The sequence below is a fragment of the Methanohalophilus levihalophilus genome, assembly GCF_017874375.1.
Taxonomy (GTDB): Archaea; Halobacteriota; Methanosarcinia; order Methanosarcinales; family Methanosarcinaceae; genus Methanohalophilus; species Methanohalophilus levihalophilus.
Window position 1 is genome coordinate 251340 of record NZ_JAGGLK010000001.1, and the last position, 23054, is coordinate 274393.

At 41.3% G+C, this 23054-nt stretch carries 36 protein-coding genes and 1 tRNA gene; 24 read left to right on the forward strand and 13 right to left on the reverse strand.

The genetic code is table 11. The features are described from left to right. Window positions 1–829: 829 nt before the first annotated feature. The 3 genes from J2755_RS01355 to J2755_RS01365 form a co-directional block, all read right to left on the reverse strand. A complete protein-coding gene (locus J2755_RS01355; protein WP_209678551.1) occupies window positions 830–1246 on the reverse strand; it encodes a hypothetical protein in 417 nt (138 codons plus the stop codon). Continuing rightward, window positions 1247–1735: a winged helix-turn-helix domain-containing protein gene (locus tag J2755_RS01360; protein ID WP_209678554.1), complete on the reverse strand. Its 489-nt coding sequence runs from the start codon at window positions 1733–1735 to the stop codon at window positions 1247–1249. Window positions 1736–1849: 114 nt separating this feature from the next. Continuing rightward, window positions 1850–2149 (reverse strand): hypothetical protein, encoded by a 300-nt coding sequence (locus tag J2755_RS01365; protein WP_209678557.1) that lies wholly within the window; start codon window positions 2147–2149, stop codon window positions 1850–1852. 708 nt (window positions 2150–2857) lie between these two features. On the opposite strand from J2755_RS01365, the gene J2755_RS01370 reads away from it, so the two are divergent. From J2755_RS01370 to J2755_RS01420, 11 genes are all read left to right on the forward strand, one after another. Further along, window positions 2858–3190, forward strand: a complete 333-nt coding sequence (locus J2755_RS01370) for a hypothetical protein (protein ID WP_209678560.1) — start codon at window positions 2858–2860, stop codon at window positions 3188–3190. Then, window positions 3187–3459, forward strand: coding sequence for a hypothetical protein (locus J2755_RS01375; RefSeq protein ID WP_209678563.1), 273 nt, complete (start codon window positions 3187–3189; stop codon window positions 3457–3459). The genes J2755_RS01370 and J2755_RS01375 overlap by 4 nt, the downstream gene beginning before the upstream one ends. A gap of 196 nt (window positions 3460–3655) precedes the next feature. After that, the gene (locus J2755_RS01380; RefSeq protein ID WP_209678566.1) at window positions 3656–4252 is read left to right on the forward strand and encodes a DNA N-6-adenine-methyltransferase; all 597 of its coding nucleotides are present in this window, start codon (window positions 3656–3658) and stop codon (window positions 4250–4252) included. A 258-nt stretch (window positions 4253–4510) separates the two neighbouring features. Beyond that, entirely contained in the window at window positions 4511–6151 is a 1641-nt protein-coding gene (locus J2755_RS01385; protein WP_209678569.1) for a rolling circle replication-associated protein, read from the forward strand. Beyond that, the gene (locus J2755_RS01390; protein WP_209678572.1) at window positions 6138–6797 is read left to right on the forward strand and encodes a tyrosine-type recombinase/integrase; all 660 of its coding nucleotides are present in this window, start codon (window positions 6138–6140) and stop codon (window positions 6795–6797) included. The genes J2755_RS01385 and J2755_RS01390 overlap by 14 nt, the downstream gene beginning before the upstream one ends. 144 nt (window positions 6798–6941) lie before the next feature. Continuing rightward, entirely contained in the window at window positions 6942–7094 is a 153-nt protein-coding gene (locus tag J2755_RS01395; protein WP_209678575.1) for a hypothetical protein, read from the forward strand. A 51-nt stretch (window positions 7095–7145) separates the two neighbouring features. Further along, window positions 7146–7373, forward strand: a complete 228-nt coding sequence (locus J2755_RS01400; protein WP_209678579.1) for a hypothetical protein — start codon at window positions 7146–7148, stop codon at window positions 7371–7373. A gap of 44 nt (window positions 7374–7417) precedes the next feature. After that, on the forward strand, window positions 7418–7636 hold the full coding sequence (locus tag J2755_RS01405) for a hypothetical protein (protein WP_209678583.1): 219 nt from the start codon (window positions 7418–7420) through the stop codon (window positions 7634–7636). A gap of 36 nt (window positions 7637–7672) precedes the next feature. Then, window positions 7673–7876 carry a hypothetical protein gene (locus tag J2755_RS01410; RefSeq protein WP_209678586.1) on the forward strand — a complete coding sequence of 68 codons (204 nt, stop codon included), beginning with the start codon at window positions 7673–7675 and terminating at the stop codon, window positions 7874–7876. A 22-nt stretch (window positions 7877–7898) separates the two neighbouring features. After that, window positions 7899–8105 carry a hypothetical protein gene (locus tag J2755_RS01415; protein ID WP_209678588.1) on the forward strand — a complete coding sequence of 69 codons (207 nt, stop codon included), beginning with the start codon at window positions 7899–7901 and terminating at the stop codon, window positions 8103–8105. Continuing rightward, on the forward strand, window positions 8098–8355 hold the full coding sequence (locus J2755_RS01420; protein WP_209678591.1) for a hypothetical protein: 258 nt from the start codon (window positions 8098–8100) through the stop codon (window positions 8353–8355). Before J2755_RS01415 ends, J2755_RS01420 begins: the two co-directional genes overlap by 8 nt. 421 nt (window positions 8356–8776) lie before the next feature. On the opposite strand, the gene J2755_RS01425 is transcribed toward J2755_RS01420, so the two are convergent. From J2755_RS01425 to J2755_RS01435, 3 genes are read right to left on the reverse strand one after another with little or no spacing between them, the layout of a single operon-like run. Continuing rightward, the gene (locus tag J2755_RS01425; RefSeq protein ID WP_209678594.1) at window positions 8777–9607 is read right to left on the reverse strand and encodes a zonular occludens toxin domain-containing protein; all 831 of its coding nucleotides are present in this window, start codon (window positions 9605–9607) and stop codon (window positions 8777–8779) included. A gap of 1 nt (window position 9608) precedes the next feature. After that, on the reverse strand, window positions 9609–9980 hold the full coding sequence (locus tag J2755_RS01430) for a hypothetical protein (RefSeq protein ID WP_209678597.1): 372 nt from the start codon (window positions 9978–9980) through the stop codon (window positions 9609–9611). A 2-nt stretch (window positions 9981–9982) separates the two neighbouring features. Then, window positions 9983–10171 carry a hypothetical protein gene (locus J2755_RS01435; protein WP_209678600.1) on the reverse strand — a complete coding sequence of 63 codons (189 nt, stop codon included), beginning with the start codon at window positions 10169–10171 and terminating at the stop codon, window positions 9983–9985. A 110-nt stretch (window positions 10172–10281) separates the two neighbouring features. Between J2755_RS01435 and J2755_RS01440 the strand changes: the two genes are divergently transcribed. The 11 genes from J2755_RS01440 to J2755_RS01490 all read left to right on the forward strand — a co-directional run bounded on the left by J2755_RS01440 (window position 10282) and on the right by J2755_RS01490 (window position 18946). Continuing rightward, window positions 10282–10587, forward strand: coding sequence for a hypothetical protein (locus J2755_RS01440; protein ID WP_209678603.1), 306 nt, complete (start codon window positions 10282–10284; stop codon window positions 10585–10587). 319 nt (window positions 10588–10906) lie between these two features. Next, a complete protein-coding gene (locus J2755_RS01445; protein ID WP_209678606.1) occupies window positions 10907–11338 on the forward strand; it encodes a hypothetical protein in 432 nt (143 codons plus the stop codon). Next, a complete protein-coding gene (locus J2755_RS01450) occupies window positions 11331–11798 on the forward strand; it encodes a hypothetical protein (RefSeq protein ID WP_209678609.1) in 468 nt (155 codons plus the stop codon). Before J2755_RS01445 ends, J2755_RS01450 begins: the two co-directional genes overlap by 8 nt. Next, window positions 11779–12168, forward strand: coding sequence for a hypothetical protein (locus tag J2755_RS01455; RefSeq protein ID WP_209678612.1), 390 nt, complete (start codon window positions 11779–11781; stop codon window positions 12166–12168). Before J2755_RS01450 ends, J2755_RS01455 begins: the two co-directional genes overlap by 20 nt. Window positions 12169–12178: 10 nt before the next feature. Continuing rightward, the gene (locus tag J2755_RS01460; RefSeq protein ID WP_209678615.1) at window positions 12179–12430 is read left to right on the forward strand and encodes a hypothetical protein; all 252 of its coding nucleotides are present in this window, start codon (window positions 12179–12181) and stop codon (window positions 12428–12430) included. Further along, window positions 12417–15020: a hypothetical protein gene (locus tag J2755_RS01465; RefSeq protein ID WP_209678620.1), complete on the forward strand. Its 2604-nt coding sequence runs from the start codon at window positions 12417–12419 to the stop codon at window positions 15018–15020. The genes J2755_RS01460 and J2755_RS01465 overlap by 14 nt, the downstream gene beginning before the upstream one ends. Beyond that, entirely contained in the window at window positions 15017–15391 is a 375-nt protein-coding gene (locus tag J2755_RS01470; RefSeq protein ID WP_209678623.1) for a hypothetical protein, read from the forward strand. Before J2755_RS01465 ends, J2755_RS01470 begins: the two co-directional genes overlap by 4 nt. 4 nt (window positions 15392–15395) lie before the next feature. Beyond that, a complete protein-coding gene (locus J2755_RS01475; protein ID WP_209678626.1) occupies window positions 15396–15764 on the forward strand; it encodes a hypothetical protein in 369 nt (122 codons plus the stop codon). Window position 15765: 1 nt separating this feature from the next. Next, on the forward strand, window positions 15766–15921 hold the full coding sequence (locus tag J2755_RS01480; protein WP_209678629.1) for a hypothetical protein: 156 nt from the start codon (window positions 15766–15768) through the stop codon (window positions 15919–15921). Window positions 15922–15931: 10 nt separating this feature from the next. Further along, complete coding sequence (locus J2755_RS01485) at window positions 15932–16315, forward strand: hypothetical protein (protein ID WP_209678631.1); 384 nt, start codon at window positions 15932–15934, stop codon at window positions 16313–16315. A 6-nt stretch (window positions 16316–16321) separates the two neighbouring features. Beyond that, the gene (locus tag J2755_RS01490; RefSeq protein WP_209678634.1) at window positions 16322–18946 is read left to right on the forward strand and encodes a hypothetical protein; all 2625 of its coding nucleotides are present in this window, start codon (window positions 16322–16324) and stop codon (window positions 18944–18946) included. Here J2755_RS01490 and J2755_RS01495 read toward each other — a convergent pair. Continuing rightward, window positions 18940–19542, reverse strand: coding sequence for a CAP domain-containing protein (locus J2755_RS01495; RefSeq protein WP_209678637.1), 603 nt, complete (start codon window positions 19540–19542; stop codon window positions 18940–18942). The two genes, J2755_RS01490 and J2755_RS01495, sit on opposite strands and share 7 nt — an antisense overlap. A gap of 307 nt (window positions 19543–19849) precedes the next feature. Here J2755_RS01495 and J2755_RS01500 point away from each other — a divergent pair, with 307 nt between their 5' ends. Both J2755_RS01500 and J2755_RS01505 read left to right on the forward strand, forming a co-directional pair. Then, complete coding sequence (locus J2755_RS01500) at window positions 19850–20326, forward strand: hypothetical protein (RefSeq protein ID WP_209678639.1); 477 nt, start codon at window positions 19850–19852, stop codon at window positions 20324–20326. Between the two features lie 18 nt (window positions 20327–20344). Then, window positions 20345–20716 (forward strand): hypothetical protein, encoded by a 372-nt coding sequence (locus tag J2755_RS01505; protein WP_209678641.1) that lies wholly within the window; start codon window positions 20345–20347, stop codon window positions 20714–20716. 6 nt (window positions 20717–20722) lie between these two features. Here the strand turns inward: J2755_RS01505 and J2755_RS01510 are convergent, their stop codons facing one another. From J2755_RS01510 to J2755_RS01535, 6 genes are all read right to left on the reverse strand, one after another. Then, complete coding sequence (locus tag J2755_RS01510; RefSeq protein WP_209678643.1) at window positions 20723–21226, reverse strand: tyrosine-type recombinase/integrase; 504 nt, start codon at window positions 21224–21226, stop codon at window positions 20723–20725. Between the two features lie 6 nt (window positions 21227–21232). Then, window positions 21233–21616, reverse strand: coding sequence for a site-specific integrase (locus J2755_RS11580; RefSeq protein ID WP_209678646.1), 384 nt, complete (start codon window positions 21614–21616; stop codon window positions 21233–21235). Window positions 21617–21842: 226 nt separating this feature from the next. Next, a tRNA-Glu gene (locus J2755_RS01520) sits at window positions 21843–21917 on the reverse strand. A gap of 47 nt (window positions 21918–21964) precedes the next feature. Further along, window positions 21965–22318, reverse strand: a complete 354-nt coding sequence (locus tag J2755_RS01525; protein WP_209678654.1) for a helix-turn-helix transcriptional regulator — start codon at window positions 22316–22318, stop codon at window positions 21965–21967. Between the two features lie 14 nt (window positions 22319–22332). After that, on the reverse strand, window positions 22333–22557 hold the full coding sequence (locus J2755_RS01530) for an LSM domain-containing protein (RefSeq protein WP_209678657.1): 225 nt from the start codon (window positions 22555–22557) through the stop codon (window positions 22333–22335). A gap of 110 nt (window positions 22558–22667) precedes the next feature. Next, entirely contained in the window at window positions 22668–23036 is a 369-nt protein-coding gene (locus J2755_RS01535) for a DUF3467 domain-containing protein (RefSeq protein WP_209678659.1), read from the reverse strand. Between the last annotated feature and the right edge of the window lie 18 nt (window positions 23037–23054).

Below are 23054 nucleotides of genomic sequence, written 5' to 3' on the forward strand. Positions count from 1 at the left end.
TATGCTATAAAATTAACTTTATTTTCATATAAAATTATCTATCAACTTATTATTTTATTAGTAACCTTTACGCCCATTTCTAAAAAAAGTCCCTTCGTCCGAAACAATGTCCCTCAGTACTATAAATATGTGAATTGAACATACTCTTTATGTGTAATTATAAGCGGAGTGATTCCCAACGTGTCCTCCAAATAAGCTCCTTTTGGGATCTATGTCATTTTGTGTTCATCCCACAAAAAACGCGGCATAGACACTCCGCCACTGCTTTTTCTGATCCTAAAGGTGATTTGAAAGCAATTGCTTTACTTTATTGATATTCTAAAAAAAGATTACTTAAATCTCCTGAAGCAGATGGTTGAAAAGCTTGCAGAAATTGGTTATGTGAAATCCCTTGATAAACAGGAGCAAAACAATTTTGTCATGCTGCTCATGCATTAGCAGATCTATTTAGAGTATAGCTTCGGATAATCGTGCAACGGCGGACTTTTTGATTAATGCTTTCACTCGGAATATTTCCTTGGTCTTTTCTGCAGTGAATGCCGTAGGGCCCTGGATTCAATTTACTTGAGAAAGATCAGTTGCAGGAAGGAATGTAATTCACACTTTAAAGTGAATGTGCTTTTTGTTAACTAGGATTAATTTCGAGATAACAAAACTATCAATTTGGTAGTTCTCAGTCTTTTTTGACCACAGTACAAACTATTACTATCTGTTGGAATCTAAAAAAGTAATAGTTGGACTTCTCACTTGAATAGACAATATCGTATTCATTTAATCAAAAAAAGAAAAATAATGGGGGAGAAAACCCCTCGTCTGAAAAGAATTGGACTTATAATTCCAGCATACCTTTTTCTTTCAGGTAGTTCCCTGCACCAGAAGTACTGAATGCTATTGCTAGTATTGTTTCAAGCGGTTCCAGCACAGATTCATCAGTTTCAAATGCATCTGCAAGTGATGCGACTGCACTCTGAAGCTTTTCGAAATGCTCTTCCGCAATTTCAACCGTAGGATCTCCGGATTTAATTCTCTGGATACGATCGCCGATTGCAGTGTATGCAGTGTTTAGAACAAACTCGGCTAGAAGATAGTGCTTTGAAAAGCTGTAACGGTAAGTACGAGCAGCAACGCCGTAAGACGCGGAAAAAAGATAAAGTTTCCTTTCCGGATCATCTTCTTTTTTCATCACGATTGCAATTCTGCGCAGTTCTTTTATCAGCTCCTGCCTGAAAAAATCGTCTTGGTTCAATCATATCCCTCCAAATATTGAATCCTGTGATCGCATTCCTCCGAAGCTCGCTGGGTGATCACCCCATATTAGTGGAGTGGGAATGTTCTGTTCAGAAGTTGTGGGTACTGATTTCCCAACATCCTTTTCACGTTCGTCTTGGTAATAGTTCCCAGCCTTTGCAATTTTCTTTTCATTTGCATAATCATGAATTTCGTATAGTGCATCCTCGCCCAGCATTGTCTCAATGATCGCATTGTTGAAATTCTGAATGCTTGCTATAATAGGCGATTTTGTGTTGATGCTATAGTACTTGACATTCCCTGTTCTCTTAAATGTCAGCAAATTCCATTCAATAAATTTTTGGACAACCTTTGTTGCCGTAGGCCTTGAGATGCTCACCTCATCTGCAAGTTCAGTAATATTGAATTCTAATCCCTCTAGAGGCAACAAAAATTCAATCAGCCTTAATTCACAACTGTTGCCGAGTAGATCCTCGAAAGGTTCCATGACTTTCACTCCTATTTTTAAACTGTCGTGGTTTTGTGTCTCTACAAATCTACGTATAATTTGTAACTATAAAAGCCTTTGTAAATGTAAATAATCATGTATGTAAAATAAAATTTACAGTATTCTTTCTTTGCCTTTGGTTACGTTAAAATCGTGTTCTCCCAATGCAAACATCGCTTTTTTCATATCGGAAATGAAATACTTGTCTTCTTTTTTTGAGAGTTTTGATACATATCCTTCGTTGATGAGCTCTTTCATAATATCTTTGAATTTTGTCGACGTTTTCTTCATCATTATGTGCTTCAGTTTGTCACAGTGAAATCCTCTGCTGCTGTGGACGCACCTTTTACTGTAAAGAATATTAAGTACAAAAAGAGAATCTTTGGAAAGGCCACAACTCATATTCCTATCCATCTCTTTTTTTCATATAAGTAGTTTACTTTTTCCCAATGTTAATTTCGGCTGGTGAAAACATATGTGAATAGAAGCTATTTTTATATTCGTCAGAAGGCAGTGTTTTCTGAAACAGCACTTCTAGTCCTGAACGCTAGGCTAGAGAAAAAGAATACATTAGGAAACCATAATTTCAAAAAAGGAGCATAACAAAAAGTAGTTGAATGCTCCGGCCGGGATTGCAACCGGGAAACCCGGTTTGATCTTTCAATCCCTGCGGAACAATCATCCCGCCTTATGATAGTGATTTGGTAGGATTTAGGTGGTTGTTTCAGATAAAAGCTTGACCTCAATCCTGCCTCGAACGGCGACCAACCGCTCACAGATCATAGACGCTAAATAATCATCTGGTGTTTTCAGTATATAAAGCCTATGCTCTAAGTGTAGTTTGTTTTAATATTCACTAACTAATTTTAGACACTTAGGAAACTATATATAGTTTTGATTGTCAAGTATTTTTTATTGGCAGAGTTTGACCAGACTCTGACAAGACCAAACTTAAAGGTTGTTTCAGAAAATGAGAACTAATAAAACTAATAGCGATAGCTCCGGCTGTGTCTGGGGAATTAGCAAAGAAGAGCTAAACAGCTACCTTAAGGACTGTAAAAAGATCCTGCGAAAATCGACAGATCGTCCAAAAGTCAAGCATCATAAGGGGGCGGTGTGCTGATGTCTGAAATGGGGGATTTTTTAGCAGATTACACCGGGCAAATTGTAGCGATCAACATTAAAAACGATATTCCGGTTGAAGAAATAACAAACTATCAGATCGTACGGGTTCTCGATAATGGTTTAATTTGCCGTTATTCAAGCCCCTACAGTGGCAAATTAAGCAAATCATACACCCTGATCCCATTTTCAAGTATTGTTAGTATTCAGGATTTGCCAATTCCCGAAGCTGCCCCGATTATCCCCGGGATTGAAGAAGCAAGGCGGGAAATAGATAACCATCTCGGAAACCACACACTCGCACAAAAGATCGAAGGGGGCGATCAACAATGAACTATAAACTTAGGTGTGAGCGTCTAAACACAATCCAACCCGGTGACGAAATTCTAAAAACATCAGTTTCAAGGAAATATATCACCCTACAGGATCGGGGAGATGGGGAAGTTCAAGCCGTATTTCTGGAACCTGTCAAGGATCTAAGATACAATTTAGAAACCTTATTTGAGGGGACAATGCTTTTGTTTTCAGCTTTTGGTCTGGGTGTTCTCTTATCAATTTCATTCTTTTTTGTATTCGGTTTGATTATCGGCGGTGATCTCTAATGCCAATTCTTCACCGTTGCGCCGAGTGTAAAAACTCTGTTCCTGAAACTCAAGCCAACCACACACTATACGTTTTTAATAAAATTCTATGCTCCGAGTGTGAGGGCTGCAACCTCGATATATCAAGCTCCGTTGATACGTCCACCAGATACGGCGGTCAAGAGATCCTTGTAGATTCTTGGGGGGTGGCCTTCTAATGGTTCACGATTCCCTATTTTCCTCCAGTCGTATGGACTGGGAAACACCCGATCACCTCTTCAAGCAACTTGATCAGGAGTTCGGTTTTAATCTCGATGTATGCGCAACCTCCAAAAACGCAAAGTGCGCCCGGTACTACAGCCCAGAGCAAGACGGGCTTAAAAACGAATGGGGCGGGATCTGCTGGATGAATCCGCCCTATGGCCGGGCCGTTGGAGATTGGATAAAGAAAGCTTACGAAGAATCCTTAAAAGGCGCTGTAGTAGTTTGCTTAATTCCTGCCAGAACAGATACAAAATACTGGCATGATTACGTAATGCAAGCACATGAGATCCGGTTTGTCAAAGGCCGGGTAAAGTTCAGTTTACCCGCTCAATTTTGGTGTAAGACTCTTCCAGATGGCCGGGAATTGTGGCGATATTACGTTGCTTCTAACTCTGCCCCCTTCCCATCTGCAATAGTGATCTTTGATGGTCGCCGCCCCCTCTGTAATAATTGTGCTTTCTGGGGAAGCTGTCAAGATGTTTTTAGTTCCTGCCCAATAGGATCGGAACTCCCCCGGCTTAGCTCCTATATGCAGGAGGCTTGCCTATGAACTCCTGCGGAACCTGCCCCAAAGCCTCCAAGCATGAGGACCACGGCGAAATAAAGCGGAATTGGTGCGAGCTTAAAGACTGCTGGATGTTATCCGACTTCAAGCAGTGCCAGAACCGGGCATGAATCACCCCTTTAATTTTTTTCTAATGCATAAATTTGGGGTGGTTATATAGCCAGATTCACCGACCATACGATAAAGCGTATAGCAACACTTTGCAGGGAAACAGCGCAACCTCTGCCGATAGTGGCCCAACGCTTGAAGCCTTCCGGCATCGGTTATTATCAAATCTACAGATTCCTAAGAACCGAAAGAGGCCAATCTCTCTTTGTCACAAAAAAGGATGATGGACTTCTGATGATCAGAACCCGGCCGGAGGCCTTAGACTTGATACCCCGCAAAGCGGGGGATACGCAAATTTCAAACACACTGCAAAACGATGAAGAAATCGATAGCAGGAGAGAAAAGGCAATATCTGACCGTTTGGCAAAAATGCGCAAAAGGATCCAGCCTGAAGACATCGACTTAAGAAAATTCATAATCAAGTTAGAAAAGAGCCTCGAAACTCTCTCTGATGAATTCGCGCTCGCAGAAATCGAAGAAAAAGAAAGGGAGTTAAAAATCCCTCTCAAGGAGATCTATGATCTGCAAAGCCGGACATTCGACTTAAACGCAATCGAGAAACCAACAACAGAAGAAGCAAAGGAAATAATTAAAGATCTCGAAAAGCGCATAAAGGGAATGAGCTTTTACCATGCCATAAAAGCAATAGAAGACACAGAGCAAATTCTAGGGATTGCTTCAAAGCACAAATACGGGAAGACGGGCCCGGAGCGTTATCAAGCAATCGGCTACACCCTTGATAATATCGACATAAGACCCGTTCAGAAAAAGATCGGAAAATTGTTTGATGAATATTTGGGGAGGACTGAAGGGGCTCAGATCCTGCTGCAACCCGATCCGGTTCAAGATCTATACGGTCCATGTATTGAACTTGATTATAAAACCCGGTTCACTGATGAAAGCCGGAAAAAACAGGAAATCGCAAAATATCTTAAGATATGGGAACAGGCCGAGCAAACCGAAAGCTGGAACAATGCGGTACTTCTCACCCTCACAACAGACCCAAAAAGACAGCCTAACCTCTGGGTAGCCAATAAGAAAATATCCAAGAACTTTAACCGCTTCATATCGTTTTTAACTCGAAGGCTCCAAGCCAAGAGAGCAAAGCGGGAAGGTGTACCCGTCAGGGAGATCCCGGCAAACAGGCCACCTTACTTATGTGTCTATGAGTTCCAACAAAACGGACGGCTGCACCTGCATATAGTATTTTTTGGAATCTCCTATCTAATCAAAAAACAGGAAATGATCGACCTCTGGAAAAAATACGCACAGGGGGAAATAGTCGATTTTAAAAAGCTCCGGTATGACAAAAGCTCCGGCTCTTTTGAATGGCAGGGATCAAGACCTACTGACTGCAAGCAGGGAGAAAAGCCGCACACCTACCTTAAAAAATACGTTATCAAAAACCTATACGATGAATCCGCAAGCGGCCAATACTGGATTTATAATACTCGCTTTTACACCTATTCCCGAAAGTATTTCCTCGGGCTGACTTTTAAGCGAACATCAAGGGGGCTGTATGTGTTCCTCGGTGTATTCTACGATGGCGCACCCCCCATGATGGCAAGCCGACCCGGTCACGTTTTGGGAAAGGGGTATCCAATACCAGCCCCGCCACCTGATCCAGAACCGCACGTTCAGGTAATGAATGATCTGTGCAAGCGTGGAACCGGGGCGGGATTCCGTACAGCCTATGAAATCATAAATGTCCAATTGCGACAAGAAACGGACAGATTAAATAATATTGGAGGGAAGTGTAATTATGAACCGAACTGAAGCTCAATTAATTGTTGCTGCTACTCAAAAAGAGGAAGATCCTTTTATTCGGGATCGAAATCACCTTTTTCTCTCTCTTTTGTGGATCACTGCTGGAAGGTTAAGCGAAGTTCTTAAAATTGCGGATAGTGACATTGAAAATTCCAAAATAACAATTCATGCTGCTCCTGGAAAAGGAATAGATAGGGTTTTGGATATTGGGTCAGATGCTAGCAAGGTTCATGAATATATAGAAAACTGGAACCTTCGCGGCTATTTGTTTGAAAGCATTGATCGCAATAGTGTAAGGAACATGATTGCGAAATATTGCAAAGATGTAGGGTTAGAGCCTGTTAATCCTCATGATTTTAGAAATGGCAGAGCTAAAGAGTTAATGGATGGTGGAGCATCATCTGAATCTATCAAAGGGATTTTGGGTCATACGGGAATCCAAGAACGTATCCCTTCTCACAACTTCAGACATGCGGATGGTGTTGGTGATTCTGACTCTGGTAAGAATGTTTTGAGCCGTGAACAAGTTGACAAATTACTAAAAATACCAAAATCTGATTTTGAACAGCGAGTTATGGTTTTGATGCTGGATCATGGTTATACTCGTGATAAAGCAGTTCAGGTTCTTAAAGACACTGAGAAGCTTTTCAAGTGACCTCATCCCTACTCTTTCATGGTGGGAACCTGTAACCGAATCCGACAACAAAAGGACAACAGGAGGACAAAATAATGAATTGCAAAGTATGTGATGAGGAAATAGACGAATGTGCAGGGCTCTACCTCATAGGTGGGGATCTCTGTGATGAACACTACTGGCAGGAAAATCAGGATTCTCCGTTTTTCCCACTTTCAGGTTTCGACAATAGGAGGACGTGAAACGATGGAAGTAACTGCACTTAAAGTGGAAAATGTTGATTTTGACGAAATCGCTGCTGAAATTCATGCAGAATAGGAAGAACAGGATAGAGAAGACGCTGCGATATTGGAAAAAGTAAAAATTAAGGTGTCAAGTGAATTTTACGAGTACATTTTGTATGAATTGGAAGAATCAGACAAATGGTCAAATCTTACAATTGTAGAATTGCCAATCGGAGATTTACAAAGCAGTCCAGATGATGCTTACAGTTTGTATGTAGATCAGCATTGTGGGGCGTGTGGGGATGATTTTTACGGTACTGTTTGCATGTCACTACCATGCAAGAAATACTTGCTGTGGTCATTCCAGATGTAACCGAATCCCCCTAAAATAGGAAATCAACAACAAGAGATGTTAAAATGTTAAATGTTGAAAGCTTTTGGTTTGGTCTATCTTTTATGTTAATGATTGCAGGATTAGCCAGAACTCTTATAGTCTTTGACCGTTTGGCAATTGTACTTTCATTGTTGGGAGCTGCTATGTTTGCTATTTTAGCAGTCTTTAGCAGATCTAAAAGTTGTAATGAAGAGATTGCATATTGTGATGAATGTTCTACATTTTACAATGCAAGGAAGTAACCGAATCCGACAAAATAAGGACACAGGAGTGATACCATGGGAGATTTTGCGGACTTTGATATAACCATCATCTTAGAAGATCGAACTGAGACTGATAAGAAAATTGCAAAGGGTGTTTATTATGTCGATATTCCTGATGACGTATCTCTGGAAGACGCAGCAGATGGCATTCAAACACTTTTAGATCGGGTTGATCTTGAAACATGGTTCAATGAAAAGAAGCTGAAAAGGCAGTCATAAATCGACAATAGGAGGACAGATCATGATTGATGTTAAAAATATTGTTTTATTTCAAATCCCATTAGATCCCCATTGTTCAAAATGTGGAAAGCGTGAAGAGATCGGGATGTATTATTCCACAGATGGAAAATATTGTGAAGAGAACCACACCAGAAGACTTCACATGTGTAACAATTGCTTGACAACAGAATTATCCAAATTCGACAATAAGAGGTCAAACCATGAGTGAAACCGTGAAGACACTAAGACCAGATTTCGATTTAAGATACATTGACAATGGTCAACTTGCAGACACCATGAGAGATCTCTGCGAAAGTTATGATCAATGTTATCATGAAATGTCTACGGCTACCGGGACAGTCTGGGAGAGTATAGAACGGGTTGCAAAGGAAATTGTGAGAAGAACCGAACCCGATTATGTAAACGAATTGGAAAAGCTAACCGAATCCGACAAGAAAAGGAAGTCGTCACGGGATTGAATCAGAGCATATAAAGAGACAGTCAAATTTCGACAAATGAAGGTCAAAATATGGTACTAATCAAAGTAACAAATTTGATGGGAACAGACAAGCGGAAAATGACCCGTAGGCGGTACACTCATTAGAGGTTCCGATTTACGAGACCTTAAACCCCTAATTACGGACATAAAAACAGTGTGTCCAACGACATACCAGAAAAACGGCCTTTTCTTTATATACAAAATCTATTTTTTCGATACTAAAAGAAGACGTGGACCTATTTGTCCGCGCAAGGTGCAGAATCGGACAGTTTGATCCCCTCTTCCTTCCTGCCAACTCTGCGTTTTCCCCCTGAACTTTCGGCGAATCCCGGCAGATCTCCCCAGTCGTAAAGGTTCATCAGTTGCCAGAGGGGGGCGGTTTTTGCTTAGCTTATATAGTATTAAATATTAACTTCCGCCTCTGCCGTTTCTTTCATCCAATCCCGCATTTGTCTCTGTGAGACTCCTGTGATAGTCTCCAACTCTCCCCATTGAAAATGCTCCTTCACCAAAGGAAGCACCTTAATAAGACAATTGCTTTGATTGGTAAGCTTGCGTAGTCTGTTCCCGTCAGCATGATCCTTAATCCCTGATAGTTCCTTTTGTGTATCTTGATAAAACTTGTTGGCGTATATCTCTTTCATTGATACGTACTTATCCCACAAATCAAGCGGCGGGAATGGCACGTATAACGGATCTACATTGTAATGGTTCCCATTATCAAACAAAACAAAAGGCTCCAATTTAGTCATATCAAAAACAGCATTATGGCGAATCTTCCAGTACTTACAGACTCCTAAATTATGCTCATAATCAATTGTCTTTGTTTCAATAACGGCATGCATCAAGTTCTTAACTTGCTTGTCAATAAACGACATCGAAGGGACTGTAAAAATAACACATAAATTTAAGTGCCTGAACAACTGGGCTACATATCCTATCAACTTATTTTGTACTCTCATCCATTCACGGGCCGGAATCCCTACCCCCGCTTCATCAAAAATAATAGCCTGCCCCTTCTTCATCTTCGGGATCAAATCCATAAACTCTTTTGGAGTAAACACAATCCGGGGATTGGCTTCAAAAGTAGGATCAACTTTCCGGGCAATCTCTACAGCAGTGGCAGACTTACCCGATCCGGTTTCACCCACAACTACCCCCATAAAATTTTTATCCATATTGTTGATCCTATCACGGATAAAATTAGTAACTACATCACAACTTGAAGTCAATTTAATACGCCTCCTCTGGTTTCATTCTTCCCATAGAAGCACTCGGTAAAAACCGTTTTCTGTATGCCAATTTCATTAAAGCTTCGTGTTTCTTTTTCATGTATTCCCGGCTTCTCTGAATATCAAGTGCCTTCTGTTGGTTCGCGGTTTTCCCTTTAGCTCTCTCCTTACAGATACCTTCTACTTCATCCCTGTAATCCTGATCTTTGTAGGGGTGCATGATAGTATCAAGTTGCTCGACAAGCTCATAAACTGCCGTCATATTTGAAAAAGCCGAATTTTGAATAATATAAAAATTGATTTGCAGAATTAGATCTTTAAAATCAACTACCTGCTGTTGAGACGGATCAGCAAAGATTTTACCCGATCCCATCCTCAACACCTCTTAACATCAATCGTGGCATTTTTTGAAATTACTAAAGTATTCTCATCTTCTTGAACCACGATCACCTTTTTCCCCTTCTCTTCAAACCCGGCCGGCAGTGTGATATAGTTAGATGTCCCGATTTTTCCAACAGTCCTTGTATATGTTTTCTCCAAATTTGACATAATTACCAATTTCAATATAGATTTACCTCCAATATGTAGATATATGCTAATATAGATTAATATATATGATATTTGGGGTATATATATTTTGAATATATATTTTTGGATGTCAGGAAGTGATTTCCATGAGTAAAGCTAATGAGTTAATTGAGAAACTACGAGAGAAAGAGGACGCACAGGTTGGTGTCGTAGGAGCCATCATCAGCATTGGTATGATGCTGATTGTAGCCGTTATCCTGTTTGCACAGTTTATGCTGCAAGCCGATACACAGATGTCTACTGTTAACAATACTGCTGCAATGTCAGCTTATAGTAACGTTCTTTCATCTGTATGGGGGTCTTTGAATCTTGCATCCATGTATCCATGGATTCTTGCAGCTGTGGCCCTTATGGGTGCAGTACTCCTGATTGGAGCAAGGAATAGGGGCTGATGTCTAATGTACATCACCCTTTTTTACCTCCTCTTTTTATTGGCCTGCTCTTCTTTTTTTGGGTCAATACTTCATCCGCAAATAGATTACAAAATGATCTTTTCTGTCCTTTCAATGATTTTATTTGGAGGATTGGCAATAGGATCGTTTTCCCTTGAGTTAATTGATACAGTAATTGTCAACAACGAAATTGTTTCACACTCAACTTTTATTTACTCAACTGAATTTGCAATAGTTTCAGTTCTTTTTTGCGTGCTGTCCTTGGTATTTTCAATCATCCATTTGGGAGAAATTTTCAAAATGAAACGAGGTATATATAATGAATCCTGAAATATCCACAGGTCCCGAAACTCCTCCGGCTGCCTATACGGGGAATATAGCCGAATTAATAGGAACTCCCGGAGATGTTGAGTATGCAGCACAAAATACTTTTTTTCCGTTTCTCGGAAAAATAATGCAACTTTCTAACCTTGGCGAAAACGAGATCCTTGATATACTAGATGATTATGAAATTGCTTGTATTGAAGCCATTAACCACAAAAAGCGCTATGAAATTGATGCAGATTATTCCCGCGCAAAAATTATTCAAGTAAGATCTCACCTTTCCGCCGCTCTTTCACTCTCAAAGGGCGGATTTGCAGTAAAGCAACTAACATCAGTTCATAAGCACATATCTTATGAAGACGGTCAGAAAAACGGCAAGCTTGGACTGATGGGAGGGATTTTAAACAGGGGGCCAAACAATGGATAATGCATTTGCTCTTTTCTTAGCAGTTCTGTTCATTGCCACAATATCAACAGGCATACTTGTATTGATATGGTACTGGAATCCCTACGCCATAAAATTAGCACTTTGGAAAAAGATCGTGTGGGTTGTAGAATCAGATGGTACTCTAAGGCCAGTAAAAGCAAATTTGGAGGCTCTGGCATACAGAACCGAGAAACACGGGTATTTTGAATTTGAACAGGAAGACGTTGTTTACTATGCCAAAAAACCCGGAATAATTGTGTATGGCCCATATTCCAAAGCCATAAGGCCCCCAGTGGTCCCAATTTTACAGAAACTAAAAAACAAAGGCGTTGAACGATACGATCAACTCATGGCAATTCTGCAAGCGCAGGAAATTACCAAAAAAGACTATGACAAACTTCTAAAAGAACAGCAGGAAAAAGCACCACAGGGGGTTAAAAATGAGCCTAGCGGTAACTGATGAGAATGGAAACGTACAGATTATCCATGAAAGTGGAATTATTCCGTTAACATTTCCCGAATACATCAACATCAGAAAAAGTTTTGAAGAAGGCTTTATCCTAACCGATGCAGTGATCCGCCCTTCTGCTGTAATCAATTACCTCGATGAAAACAACCCTCGGCTAATCGAAGCAGAAGTACAGATTGAAAAAGAAAAGTTCCGTAGGAGATTTGCAAACGGGGCAATGGATATGATGAAATGGGCGTTCCCGATCATAGTTCTCCTTATCGGCGCTGCAATCGCTTTTAAGATGCTTGATAGTGGAAGTGCAGGATCTGCCCTTTCAAGTGCTGCAAATGCTGCATCATCTGGAGCTACCATAAACTGAGGTTAGAAAAATGGGTGTAGTAGGTGGATTTATAGAAGGTTTTGTAGGGCTATGGGTCATCGGAATGGCCGTAGTGTTCATGCAACCAATTTGGGACATGATGGACGCAATAGCCGTAATGTTTGGAGCCACTACCAACCCAACGTACATATTTGTCACTAACACCATGCAATACGTTCTTATCATTTTCGGCATTGCACTTATTATAAACGCATTCAGCAGAGCCACCGAAACAGAAGAGCAGAGTTATGTTTATCGTTGAGGCGGTGATCAAAGTGAAATATGCACTTATCACAGCCCTTTTTTTATTCATGCTGTTTTCGGGAATAGCGGCAGCCAGCCCCAGCTATTGGATTGATGAAAATAACGATATGTGGCTAAAAGAAAACATAACCGCAGGAAACACAATAACACTATATACCATTCAGGAAGCGGGCTATTCTCCAAATGCGAGTTTGATCTTCTTGGATTATGAAGACGGGGAGGCATATAATGACGGCGACGGCCTCAAAACTGTTGGAGGATGGACGCAAGGAAATACGTTTAACGGGAATGGAATAAACGAGTATTCTAATGATCAAGCCCACTCGGGATCAATATCGCTGCATATAGAAGATTCAGGCGGGGAATTATACCGATCCAGTCCTACGACCACATTACCACAAATAATAGAAGGTATGATCTATGTTCCAAGTACAGACATTAGTTCAGCCCGTACCTATTTCTCATTATATGAAGGGTCTACATCTTGGGGGTATTCAAACGGGGTTTCTGTTCTTTCTCGAGGAACAAAATGGTATGTAGGTTATGGTGGAACTGAATACGTTACCACAACATCACTAACAACAGGATGGCACAAAGCTACTATCAAAGCCAACAGTGATGGCAGCGCCGATCTATATGTTGATGGTTCTTTATTATCAGTTTCTGCTCCTTCCGGTACTCTCAACAACGCAGACAATAAAATCTGTATTGGAAGCTATGGAGGAGGCCACCATTCATACTACGACGATATACGGGTTAGAACACACGCAGCAACAGAACCAACTGTTATTATAACAGACATGGGATCTTACTACAAAGTTGAAATAGAAAACACGGGAGGTAACGATCTTACAAATTATCAAGTTAAACTTGATGGCACAGAATTAGGGATTACGGGGCAATCGGAAAGTTGGGATGTAAATTACAGCCCTGTAACTTCTATATCTGTAAACCTCACCGCCCCATCTAATAACAGCTATGTAAATGATAACAATTTTACTTTCGACATCTCAGGAAATGGGATACTAAACGCAAGCGTGTATGTTGATTCTGTACCTCAGTGGAATGGATCGGTTATCGAAGGGAATAATACAGTTAACTTTTCCATATCAGAGGGTTTTCATTCATGGTATGTAAACGCATCAGCAACCGCAAACGGAACACTTTACAACGAGTCTGAAATATGGCATTTTACCTATGATATTTCACCGGCAGCAGCAACCCAAACGATCTTAAATCCTTCCGGGGATGTAGTTGTCAATCAGACATTTTACCTTTCAGTCCTCTGGACAGATACAGCACTTAAAAACGGATCTTTTTACTATAATACTGGTTCGGGGTGGACCTTTGACACATCAACTGGCTTAAGCGGTTCCTCCGATTGGTTCAATAGTTCCTTTAATACTACAGGCCATCTTGGGGATACAGTCTACTGGAAACAAGAAATCTATGATCAGGCTGGAAATTTAAAAAACTTAAGTGGTTCCTTTGAAGTAGTAAATTCAGCTCTTGACATCTACGTTTATGATGAATCCAACCAGACGCAGATCTTGCCCTCTGATGTGACGGTCTACGATGCGAATATCAGTATATCGGCTTCAATCTCCGGCGTAACTAAAGTAGCTTCAGTTAGCTACACCGAGCTTACAGAAACGGGAAAATATGTAGTGCAGGTAGAAGCAGACGGCTACTACAACAGGAAAGGGATCGTATATGTGGACCGGGTAGGGCTTAGCAGATTAGATATTTACCTCCCTGCTGAATCTGAAAGCGTAATCTATGAATCCTTCACACTTACCGACAACACAGCAACCTATACAAATTCCCTAAGTGACTGCATATTAAGACTTCAAAAACCCTTGCCAAATGGGACAACTACAGTTTATGAAACATATCTCGATTTTGACGGCACGGCTAAAACATACTTGATTGTGGATAATCAATATATCCTCTACATCATCACCCCGGACAGGACCATAAACTACGGGTGGCTAACTCCTGATCCTGACGGCTCTATTGATGTGGTTATCAAAGAAGTCCTTATAGATCATTTGTTTGATCAATGGATGAATTACACCCAATCCACAACATCAGAAATGGGAGTAATTTCTCTTGATTATGAGGCTACAAAAGATCTGGATATTGCCCGGATGAACATCACTTATAGCTCAAACGACACAGTGGTTTATTCTGCATCCGCTACAACCCTTACAGGAAGCTTCCTGTTTACCGGAGACAACACAACCAACTATTACATTAACTTCTATGCCAAAGCCACAGACGGGGACGAATATAATGCAATGGTGCCCGTAATCTGGACAGGTTCAGGAGTTCAGCCAAAAAGGTTTGATATTGTCCCTTCGGATTGGCCCGATTGGGTAACTGAAGTTATAGCTACCGGGATAGTTCTCATAGCTATTCTTTTACTAAGCCCACTAGGGGCACACATTGCCACAGCGATAGGAGCCGCATTAATGGGCCTGTTCTGGTGGTGGGGATGGTTGCAGATTGCCGGAATAGTAGTTGCTTTAGCTGTTCTTATCGCCATTGCTGCATTTGCTTACAGATCCAGGAGGGCTGGCTTATGACATGGGCGGATCGGTTCATTCTGGTGGCCCTGTTAATTCAGGTTTCCTTTGCTCTTGTCAACGTTACCGGGATCTTCCCGGTAGAAGCAACCATAGCAGGGTTTGACAGTGACAACATAGCCGAGATGATGAATAATGTAGAACAGAAATCGGAAAACTTAGGCGGTGTTATTGATTACTTCTCCCTGCTCGGTACTATGGCCTTGCTCGGGTTGCAGGTTATTGTAACCTTTGCGGTTTCAGTATTCGGAGCATTCCCAACCATCTTTAAGATCTTCCTTATCCCGGATGCAATAGCCAACATTTTGGGCGGAGTTATTGACATCCTTGTACTGCTTGGTCTGGCTACAAAGTTACTGAACAGGGGCTGATCAAGTGGCAAATAATACAACTTTCCAGTTTGATTGGAATACAACATATAATGATTCCGCTTTCAATCTTTCAAATTATCCCAGTATAATGAATTTCACGGATCTTACTTCCCCGGATGCTTTCATGGTTCCGGTAACTGATGTCTGGATCGTAGCTTTCGGGGATTGGTTCTATGTAATTCTAATGATGATTTGTGTGGGGTATGTCTTGATTAAATCCCGTTCCATCTTCCCTACTTCGCTTACACTGCTGCTACTGTCAGCTATCGGAGCGTATTCAATCCCTACGGAAGTGGTTTACGTAATGTATCTCATGCTCGTGCTTTCTCTCTTCGGGGCACTTTACGGATTCTTTGAAGATCGGAGGCAATGACATGTTTACAATTGACAATAACGGAAAAGCCAGGAGGATAAGATCAGAAGCCGATATAATGGACATCGACAGGGAGCAGTTTAAATTAATCGACAAATCAGGAAAAATAATAATTCAGAAAATCAGCAAAGAGGACTTGATCCGCAAGTTGTTTTGAGGTGTTGAATATGAATTTTGTAAAGCGAAAGGTCAGTGATGCTTGGAAAGAACACAAGATAAATAAGAAAATCAATGAAGCAAAGACAAATCAAGCAATCGAAGCAGAGAAACAGAACTACGCAGGGCTTGGCCTGTCTCCTGAAGAACAACAGTTTATGGCCGAAAAGAAAGTGAAACGGGAAAAGAGAGCCGAGACTTTCAATCGTATTGGTTCAGGTCTTGCAAATGCTGTTGATGCCATAGAAGGCCCTGTACAGCCTCCTAAATCTTCCGGGAAGAAGGGAGGAAAGAAAGGCGGGAAAAAGGGCGGCAAGAATAATGGATCGGGATCTTCTCAACAGGGCTTTAATCCTCTTGATTTCGATCTAGATGATTTTGATCCTTTTAGGTGATCAAACATGGCACTCGTTAATCCTCGGGTAACTTCAAACGGTAAAGATGTTACCGGAACCTCCGCAGCATCCAGCGAACGCAGGGAAGCCAGCAGTTCAAGGACTTCAAGCGGTCCAACAGCAGCCGAGAGAAGCCGGGGAAAGCGAGCCACTATAACCCCTCGGGAAAATGAACCGGAACCCGATCCCACTCCATCACCTGCAAACAATGCACCCTCTAATAGTTTTATCCAACCTGTCACCCGTGCCACTGGCCCCGGTCCGGGTGTACCTATCCCGATTGACATTATGATGTATCGGCAGAATATGCCAGCCTCCGAGCCGGGCCCAAGTACCACCACGCCACCACCTAGAAGCATGCCTTCTAGGGGCCCGGCAATATCGGGAGCCGTTCAAAAACAAGATTCAAACGTTACAGAGAGAGCCAGCGAAGGGTATAACATCGGGAGATCTGGGGAACTTCCCGAAGACCATACACCCGGCGAAACGGACACACCTATTGAAGATTATTACACCTATAGAGGCCAGACAAAAACTATAGAGATTATTGATTCAAAAATCGATGCACTTAAAACCAGACATAATGAAATATTCGGAACTTCTGACACTCCCGCACCTACAACACCCCCGAGAGGTCCGGCAATATCTGCGGCTGTAGCTCAACAGGGAAATGCAGAAATAACAGACAAAGAACCGCCAAAAACCTTTGTGGAGGCCGGAGAGAATTATAGGGAATGGGTGGATAAGACATTTGAAGGACACGAAATAAAAGACACTCCCGCACCTGCAACACCAAGAGGGGGACCGGGCATTGCTGCCGCCGTTGCTCAACAGGACGGAGCAACCCAAACCAGCTACATGAAGAACGTAGCCTATACGCCTGCAATGTTCCTTGACATTACAGGGAATGCAGCAATCGGAACAGAGATTGCAGTAAGAGATCCTACCAAAGTTCCCGAGGCTGCGGCTTTTGGTGTCGGAGTGATGGCCGGGGGGATGGTCAAGCTTGCAGATGAAGATCCGGCAGCATTGGCGGGTCAATTAACCGGAATGGTAGTAGGGGGAAAAGTATTAGCCACTTCCTTAAGGGCAGGTGGTAAATATATCCCTCGTGTTGAAAAGGCACAAATAACGGAAGTTAAAGGAAGCTCTGCAACACCTGATTTAGGGAAAATTAATTTTGGTCATTCTGTAGTCTGGAACGAAAGACCAGTTGTAACCCATGTGACAGGGGAAGGGGTAAGGTTCCATGCAGGAGCAGGGGCAGCACCTGCGGAAGCTGTAGCAGGTAGACAGGTGCAAGCTTTTACACCAGCACAGACAGCACATTTTAAAAAGACTGTGGAAGCTGTGGCAGGCAAAAAGGAGAGCGAGTTTTTTGAAACTGGTTATGTAGTCTCAAAATCAGTTTATGACACAAACCGCCCGATAGTTCACCCTGAAAGATTCGATATTCTATCCGAGCATGTCCCGACTTCTGCAAAACCTGCGGTAAAAGATACCATTGTCAACTACAAAGGGGAAATTGACGTTTACGGTTCTGTAGCTCAAAAACTACAGATGCGGGAATACATGACCCGCAAACCGCAAGATATAGAAGTTGTAGTTGATAAGCCTCAAAATTTCATTAAGGATCTTACGGCAAAGCTTGACGAAAGCGGGATTAAGCACGAAGTTACCGGAGATCTGAATAAACCGAAAGTTCAGTTTTTCGTAAAAGGGGAAAAGGTAAAAGGTATCGAAATTTTCCCGAAGGAAGAACACAGTAGCGGCTATAGTCCCGGGCGTGAAATTGCTTTTGGTTTTGAACACCAGAAACCGATCTATGCTGATGGTGTTAATATGCTCCGGCTAAGTGAACAGGCAGCCCGAAAGCTTGAAGGCGGCCACACTTTGAAGGACAACCAGATCTTACCAAAACACGAAGGCAGGGTTAAGGATGTCCGGGATCTCGTTGAAATCGGCAGCGCTTACGCCGCAGAAGGTAAAGCCAATGTAGGACCGCAGATAGTCCGATATACAGAATTGGCAGTTGAGAAGTTCCCCGAGATCCGGGAATCTCCTGTAGTTGATTTCATAGCCAAAAATAGACAAATCCCTGATAAGTCAGTTATCAGGAATATGATTAGCCAGGAACGAACCGCACAACCCAAAGAGCTAATCTTCACAAGCTCGGCAAGAAGCTCCAGCCGTGGGAACATGCCATCTATGGATTATTTCCCGTCCGTACCTTCCACACCGTCCACACCTTCAAGCGTAAGGAATCCGGGTAGCTCTTTGTATAGTCCGCCACCTTCCAGTATGAGAAGACCCCCAACAAAAACAGGAAAGCCGCCATATTCCCCATATCCTCCAGCATCAACAAAATCTTCGCCCCCATATTCTCCATCTTCTTCCTCATCCATAGTTTCCCCTCCTTCAGATATGATATTGCTTCCAGAGTTCAGCGAAATATCATCGCCTTTCCTGCCTGAAATTGCAGGAGAAGGAATAAAACAAACGAAAAGGGGGAAATTGAAAGGTCGTGAGACAAACATCTACAATAGATATGGAGATCCACTTAAAGCAGCAAATGCAGCCCTTAAATCAACAGATGCTGCAATGAAAGAATTAAACAAAAAGATTTATTGATCGGCAAAAATTCCCGGAGCATAGCGCTTTACAGGTGGCTTCATTCCCAACAATTGCCTTAAAAAAGATGGAGGGTTATCTGCAAAATCTTGTGTGGCAATAGTCCATTTTCCACGATAGGACACACCTATCCCGATTCGATCATAATTTCTCAATATGTTTGCAGCGTGTCCCGGGCTTTTCATCCATGATTTAACATGTGCTTTCCCAATACGATCGGCATTTGGCGTAATATTTCCAATACCTGAAACTGGCCCATCTGGCATGATTCCTATATTTTCTGCAATTCCCCACTTATAGCCATACTTTTTTGCTCGATCCCACGGTTGTTCTTTTTTCCGATTAACATGTGAAAAATAATTTCGGTTAGCCATATCCATACTATGATCTCTTGCACAGTCAGAAAGGCGACGATCTAATTTTAGAGGAAGTTCGCCCCTCTTCCTCCGTTCTATGTTTGTGTATTTCAGAATAGCAAGCTCTATTTTATGGGTCGAAACACGCTTAAAAGACCTTTGTTTTTTATTTTGCGCTTTTCTCTGGTTAGATTGCATTATAAAAATAATAGAAGATGGTAATATAAAAAATGTAATCATCAAGAGATTATAAGTGTTCAAACAATACTCTTTTTACTGATCGTTTCCTAATACTTATCAAATTTATTTCCCGGTGATTAGCATTAAAAAAAATGGATCTCGTAACCCGTCACAAAACAATAATCGAACCTCTCTGAAAAAGCGATTCGATTTTAAAAAAGTCAATTTCCTTAAAATGATTCCTTTTTTGGCTCTTTTTTTGTTATTTATAATACTAATAACAGATTCCAATACAATAGCGATCCCAAACATTGATTCATTATTCGTTAGCATTATGAACAGTTTTTACGTAGAAGGATGGCGACATGTGGCCACAACACTTCTTCTATTAGCAAGTATTTGGAGCGCATACAAGTATTGGTTATTGAATTTCAGAATAGTCCGCACAAACAGGAAATCAATAGAACAATTACTTTTTGCTGTCTCATTCGTCATTGTCTCGGAACACATAAGATTTAACTCAATTGTAGGAAACGTATTTGATTACTTAATGTTCCTGATCTTGCTATATATTGTCCTTGCAGGCACATACCTTACAGCTAAAGGGTTAGATTCCCTTGATCTTTCTCAAGATTTATATTGTTGGGGTCTTCGTGTGTTGGGCCTTATTCTCATATTAGCAGGGATAATGATCACTACAAGCGGTCACATGATGGTATTACTTGCACCTGAAGGCATGGTAAAACATATTGTATGGATCTTTGGAATTTGCATGATACTGTTAGGTGTTTTCAGCAATTATAGATCTACCAGAAGGCATGGAATATTCGTATATATGAGATGAAATTTAACGGTGCTTATCATGGGTGTAATAGAAAGATCAAAAGACTACGAAGATCAAGACAATTTAGAAAAACTCCGGGGAAAAAAGAACATCCCTGAAGCTTCAGACTTACAAAACCTTCTCGATGAAAGCCAGGAACTCCACAGGGAAAAGAACTACGGTGGCGGTTGGGGAAATCCTCAACATGAAAAAGTAGACGGAAGCTATAGTATCGGAACCGGAGAAAAAACATTTGTCGGGGGTCGAACACAAGCAACCCCTCAACAGCAGAATAGATCGTATGATTCCCCGCAGGTTAACACTTCTCCGCAAGGGCGACCAGCTTGGATATATGCAGCAGGTCTACTTATTGCCGCTGCTGTAGTTGTAGCTGCACTAACAATTCTGTAAAGTGTATCAAAGTAGTGCAGGAATACGGTTTAAATAATCATCTCTAACCCTTTGAGGATTAATATGATTATAGATTTGCCAGGACTCTTTCTCTAAAGAATCCCCCCTTAGATATTTTATAAATTCGGGATCCATTCCTGCCTTATAGAGTTCTGTTGTGTAAAAGTGGCGGAAACAATGAGCGGTTACTCTGTTTTCTAATGGCCCATTTGGATCATGGTATCCGAGTTTTTCAGCATGGAGCCCTATTATCTCGTTTACCCTGTCTTTATTCATTTTGTTATTATAGTATTTGTTCAGCCATAGGTATGAAGTATTTTTAGCGTAGTCGTTCCAGTATTCTAAATACTTAATAAGAACCTCTTTAAGTTCTTCATCAAAATAAACAATATCCCGGCTTCGTTTGCGCTTTTTCTTAAGGCGGATTTGCATATTCTCTATGTCGATGTCGTGAACTTCCATATCTAAAAGTTCACCTCGGCGTACTCCCGTTTTTGCCAGAGTTAACATAATAGCCTATTCCTCGATTGTGTGGCTTCTTGCTATCAATCTCTGCATTTGGTATAGCTCTAAATTTTGCCGGGTATGACTTTCAGTAGTTTTTAAAATTCGGGGTAAGTATCGTTCTCGAAATCCCTCAATAGGGTTATCGTTTGCTATGCCTTCGTACATTAAGAATTTATAAAAATCATTAACAGCACACCAATAAGATTTGTAAGTCTTTCCTGCATAATCTCTATCTGACAAATCCGTCATAATGTGCCGCAACTCATCTGTAGACGGTTGATCCAGATCATTAATAAATCCCATATAATGGAGGATGTGCGATCTATATGTCTGGATTGTCTGTCTTGAAAAACCTCTTATTTCACAATCAGAAGAATAGTTTTCTACTAACATAAGTACCACCAATACAATAAATTTAGGCTGAAAGAGGTCAATCAATAATTAATATATTCCTATGAAGATAATTACACAAACTGCTTAATATTAATTTTGTCAATTAATTAAAAAATAGTACTTATGTGTTAATATATGTGTCCATTTTCCCTTAATAGGTTAAAAATCTGTAGTTCTGTATATACAGTTAATGTTAAAAAAACGGTATCAGGAAAGACGGGTTGAATGCTCCGGCCGGGATTCGAACCCGAGTCTTCGGCTCGAAAGGCCGGAATGATTGGCCGGACTACACTACCGGAGCATCTTGCTTGTTATGTAAAAGCGACCCTACTAAGGCATACTCACATATTAACTTTTCGCATCTTCCCCTTGCTTTTCTGCATCAAGGTTCAGTATCCATTCCGTCAATGCCTCACAGCTTTCCGGCTGGCAGGCAAGACGGCAACCTGTGCATGGGGAAAACATGTCTCCTGATAGTAACAGCTCAAAAGTTTTCTCATCAGTAGACGTGGCTTTGATCAGGTATGTATTGGAGCCGTTAGCAGTTGCTTTTTCTCTGGTAATCTTCCCGTCCTTTTCCAGCTTTGTAACTATCCGGGAACACTTACGGCTATCAATTTCAAGTTCTTTCCAGAGGACATTTTGGTAAATGCCTTCCTTATTCTTCTTGATAAGGTCCAGTGTATCTTCTTCGATTCCCATGGGACTCAGAAAATTTATTCTTCAGCAGGAACTATCAGTATTATGTTATTGCCACGTAATACTACAGATCCCAGAGAACGTTTGCGCTCCCCATCAACTATCTCTACGGATTCATCAAGGTGAAGGTTCATGTAGTCGTCAGAACTTTTCAAAACACCTTCAAGCATAGCCTGATCGCCTTTCATCTCGACCAGAATCCTTGATCCTATTAACTTTTGGACTTTCTTATTCGGAAACAAGATTCAATCCTCTCATGATTGATTTAAGCAGAATGTGCACCAATAGACTGTACTATCCCCTATTTATGCCTACCGATTATTTGGCTCCAGGGATATATATTTTGCCACTTTCAGATATAGCCCTGTAGATGTGCACTGTCATCCTCAGCAGATTTTTCATCTTTTGGCTGGGGTTTACCTTTTATGGGGCCAAATACCGCTTCATACTCATTCAGGTGCTGGTTCAGCCATTTTGAAAGCTCCATGGCAGCAAGAGGTGACAGAATTATTTCGGTCTCCATTGACCTTTCAACGACCTGCTCATTATCCTCGGAAACACCTTTGGGAGTATCATTGTAAAAACAAATCCTGAAATCATAAGGGCTGTGACCACCCATTGCACCAATCGCATAGCATTGCTTGAAAGATTCCGGGCGGTTCAATTTGATCTTCACTTTTCTTTTAGGCTGCTCTGCGTTTTCAGGTACATCTTCAGTCATACAAATCCCCTTCACTTT

Coding starts and splice junctions, on each gene's coding strand:
- J2755_RS01440 (WP_209678603.1), top strand. CDS start 10,282: ATGAGTAAAGCTAATGAGTTAATTGAGAAACTACGAGAGAAAGAGGAC.
- J2755_RS01375 (WP_209678563.1), top strand. CDS start 3,187: ATGAACTATAAACTTAGGTGTGAGCGTCTAAACACAATCCAACCCGGT.
- J2755_RS01370 (WP_209678560.1), top strand. CDS start 2,858: ATGTCTGAAATGGGGGATTTTTTAGCAGATTACACCGGGCAAATTGTA.
- J2755_RS01415 (WP_209678588.1), top strand. CDS start 7,899: ATGATTGATGTTAAAAATATTGTTTTATTTCAAATCCCATTAGATCCC.
- J2755_RS01450 (WP_209678609.1), top strand. CDS start 11,331: ATGGATAATGCATTTGCTCTTTTCTTAGCAGTTCTGTTCATTGCCACA.
- J2755_RS01445 (WP_209678606.1), top strand. CDS start 10,907: ATGAATCCTGAAATATCCACAGGTCCCGAAACTCCTCCGGCTGCCTAT.
- J2755_RS01390 (WP_209678572.1), top strand. CDS start 6,138: ATGAACCGAACTGAAGCTCAATTAATTGTTGCTGCTACTCAAAAAGAG.
- J2755_RS01360 (WP_209678554.1), bottom strand. CDS start 1,735: ATGGAACCTTTCGAGGATCTACTCGGCAACAGTTGTGAATTAAGGCTG.
- J2755_RS01430 (WP_209678597.1), bottom strand. CDS start 9,980: ATGGGATCGGGTAAAATCTTTGCTGATCCGTCTCAACAGCAGGTAGTT.
- J2755_RS01495 (WP_209678637.1), bottom strand. CDS start 19,542: ATGATTACATTTTTTATATTACCATCTTCTATTATTTTTATAATGCAA.
- J2755_RS01405 (WP_209678583.1), top strand. CDS start 7,418: ATGTTAAATGTTGAAAGCTTTTGGTTTGGTCTATCTTTTATGTTAATG.
- J2755_RS01460 (WP_209678615.1), top strand. CDS start 12,179: ATGGGTGTAGTAGGTGGATTTATAGAAGGTTTTGTAGGGCTATGGGTC.
- J2755_RS01420 (WP_209678591.1), top strand. CDS start 8,098: ATGAGTGAAACCGTGAAGACACTAAGACCAGATTTCGATTTAAGATAC.
- J2755_RS01485 (WP_209678631.1), top strand. CDS start 15,932: ATGAATTTTGTAAAGCGAAAGGTCAGTGATGCTTGGAAAGAACACAAG.
- J2755_RS01465 (WP_209678620.1), top strand. CDS start 12,417: ATGTTTATCGTTGAGGCGGTGATCAAAGTGAAATATGCACTTATCACA.
- J2755_RS01470 (WP_209678623.1), top strand. CDS start 15,017: ATGACATGGGCGGATCGGTTCATTCTGGTGGCCCTGTTAATTCAGGTT.
- J2755_RS01490 (WP_209678634.1), top strand. CDS start 16,322: ATGGCACTCGTTAATCCTCGGGTAACTTCAAACGGTAAAGATGTTACC.
- J2755_RS11580 (WP_209678646.1), bottom strand. CDS start 21,616: ATGTTAGTAGAAAACTATTCTTCTGATTGTGAAATAAGAGGTTTTTCA.
- J2755_RS01535 (WP_209678659.1), bottom strand. CDS start 23,036: ATGACTGAAGATGTACCTGAAAACGCAGAGCAGCCTAAAAGAAAAGTG.
- J2755_RS01510 (WP_209678643.1), bottom strand. CDS start 21,226: ATGTTAACTCTGGCAAAAACGGGAGTACGCCGAGGTGAACTTTTAGAT.
- J2755_RS01525 (WP_209678654.1), bottom strand. CDS start 22,318: ATGGGAATCGAAGAAGATACACTGGACCTTATCAAGAAGAATAAGGAA.
- J2755_RS01480 (WP_209678629.1), top strand. CDS start 15,766: ATGTTTACAATTGACAATAACGGAAAAGCCAGGAGGATAAGATCAGAA.
- J2755_RS01365 (WP_209678557.1), bottom strand. CDS start 2,149: ATGGATAGGAATATGAGTTGTGGCCTTTCCAAAGATTCTCTTTTTGTA.
- J2755_RS01505 (WP_209678641.1), top strand. CDS start 20,345: ATGGGTGTAATAGAAAGATCAAAAGACTACGAAGATCAAGACAATTTA.
- J2755_RS01455 (WP_209678612.1), top strand. CDS start 11,779: ATGAGCCTAGCGGTAACTGATGAGAATGGAAACGTACAGATTATCCAT.
- J2755_RS01380 (WP_209678566.1), top strand. CDS start 3,656: ATGGTTCACGATTCCCTATTTTCCTCCAGTCGTATGGACTGGGAAACA.
- J2755_RS01410 (WP_209678586.1), top strand. CDS start 7,673: ATGGGAGATTTTGCGGACTTTGATATAACCATCATCTTAGAAGATCGA.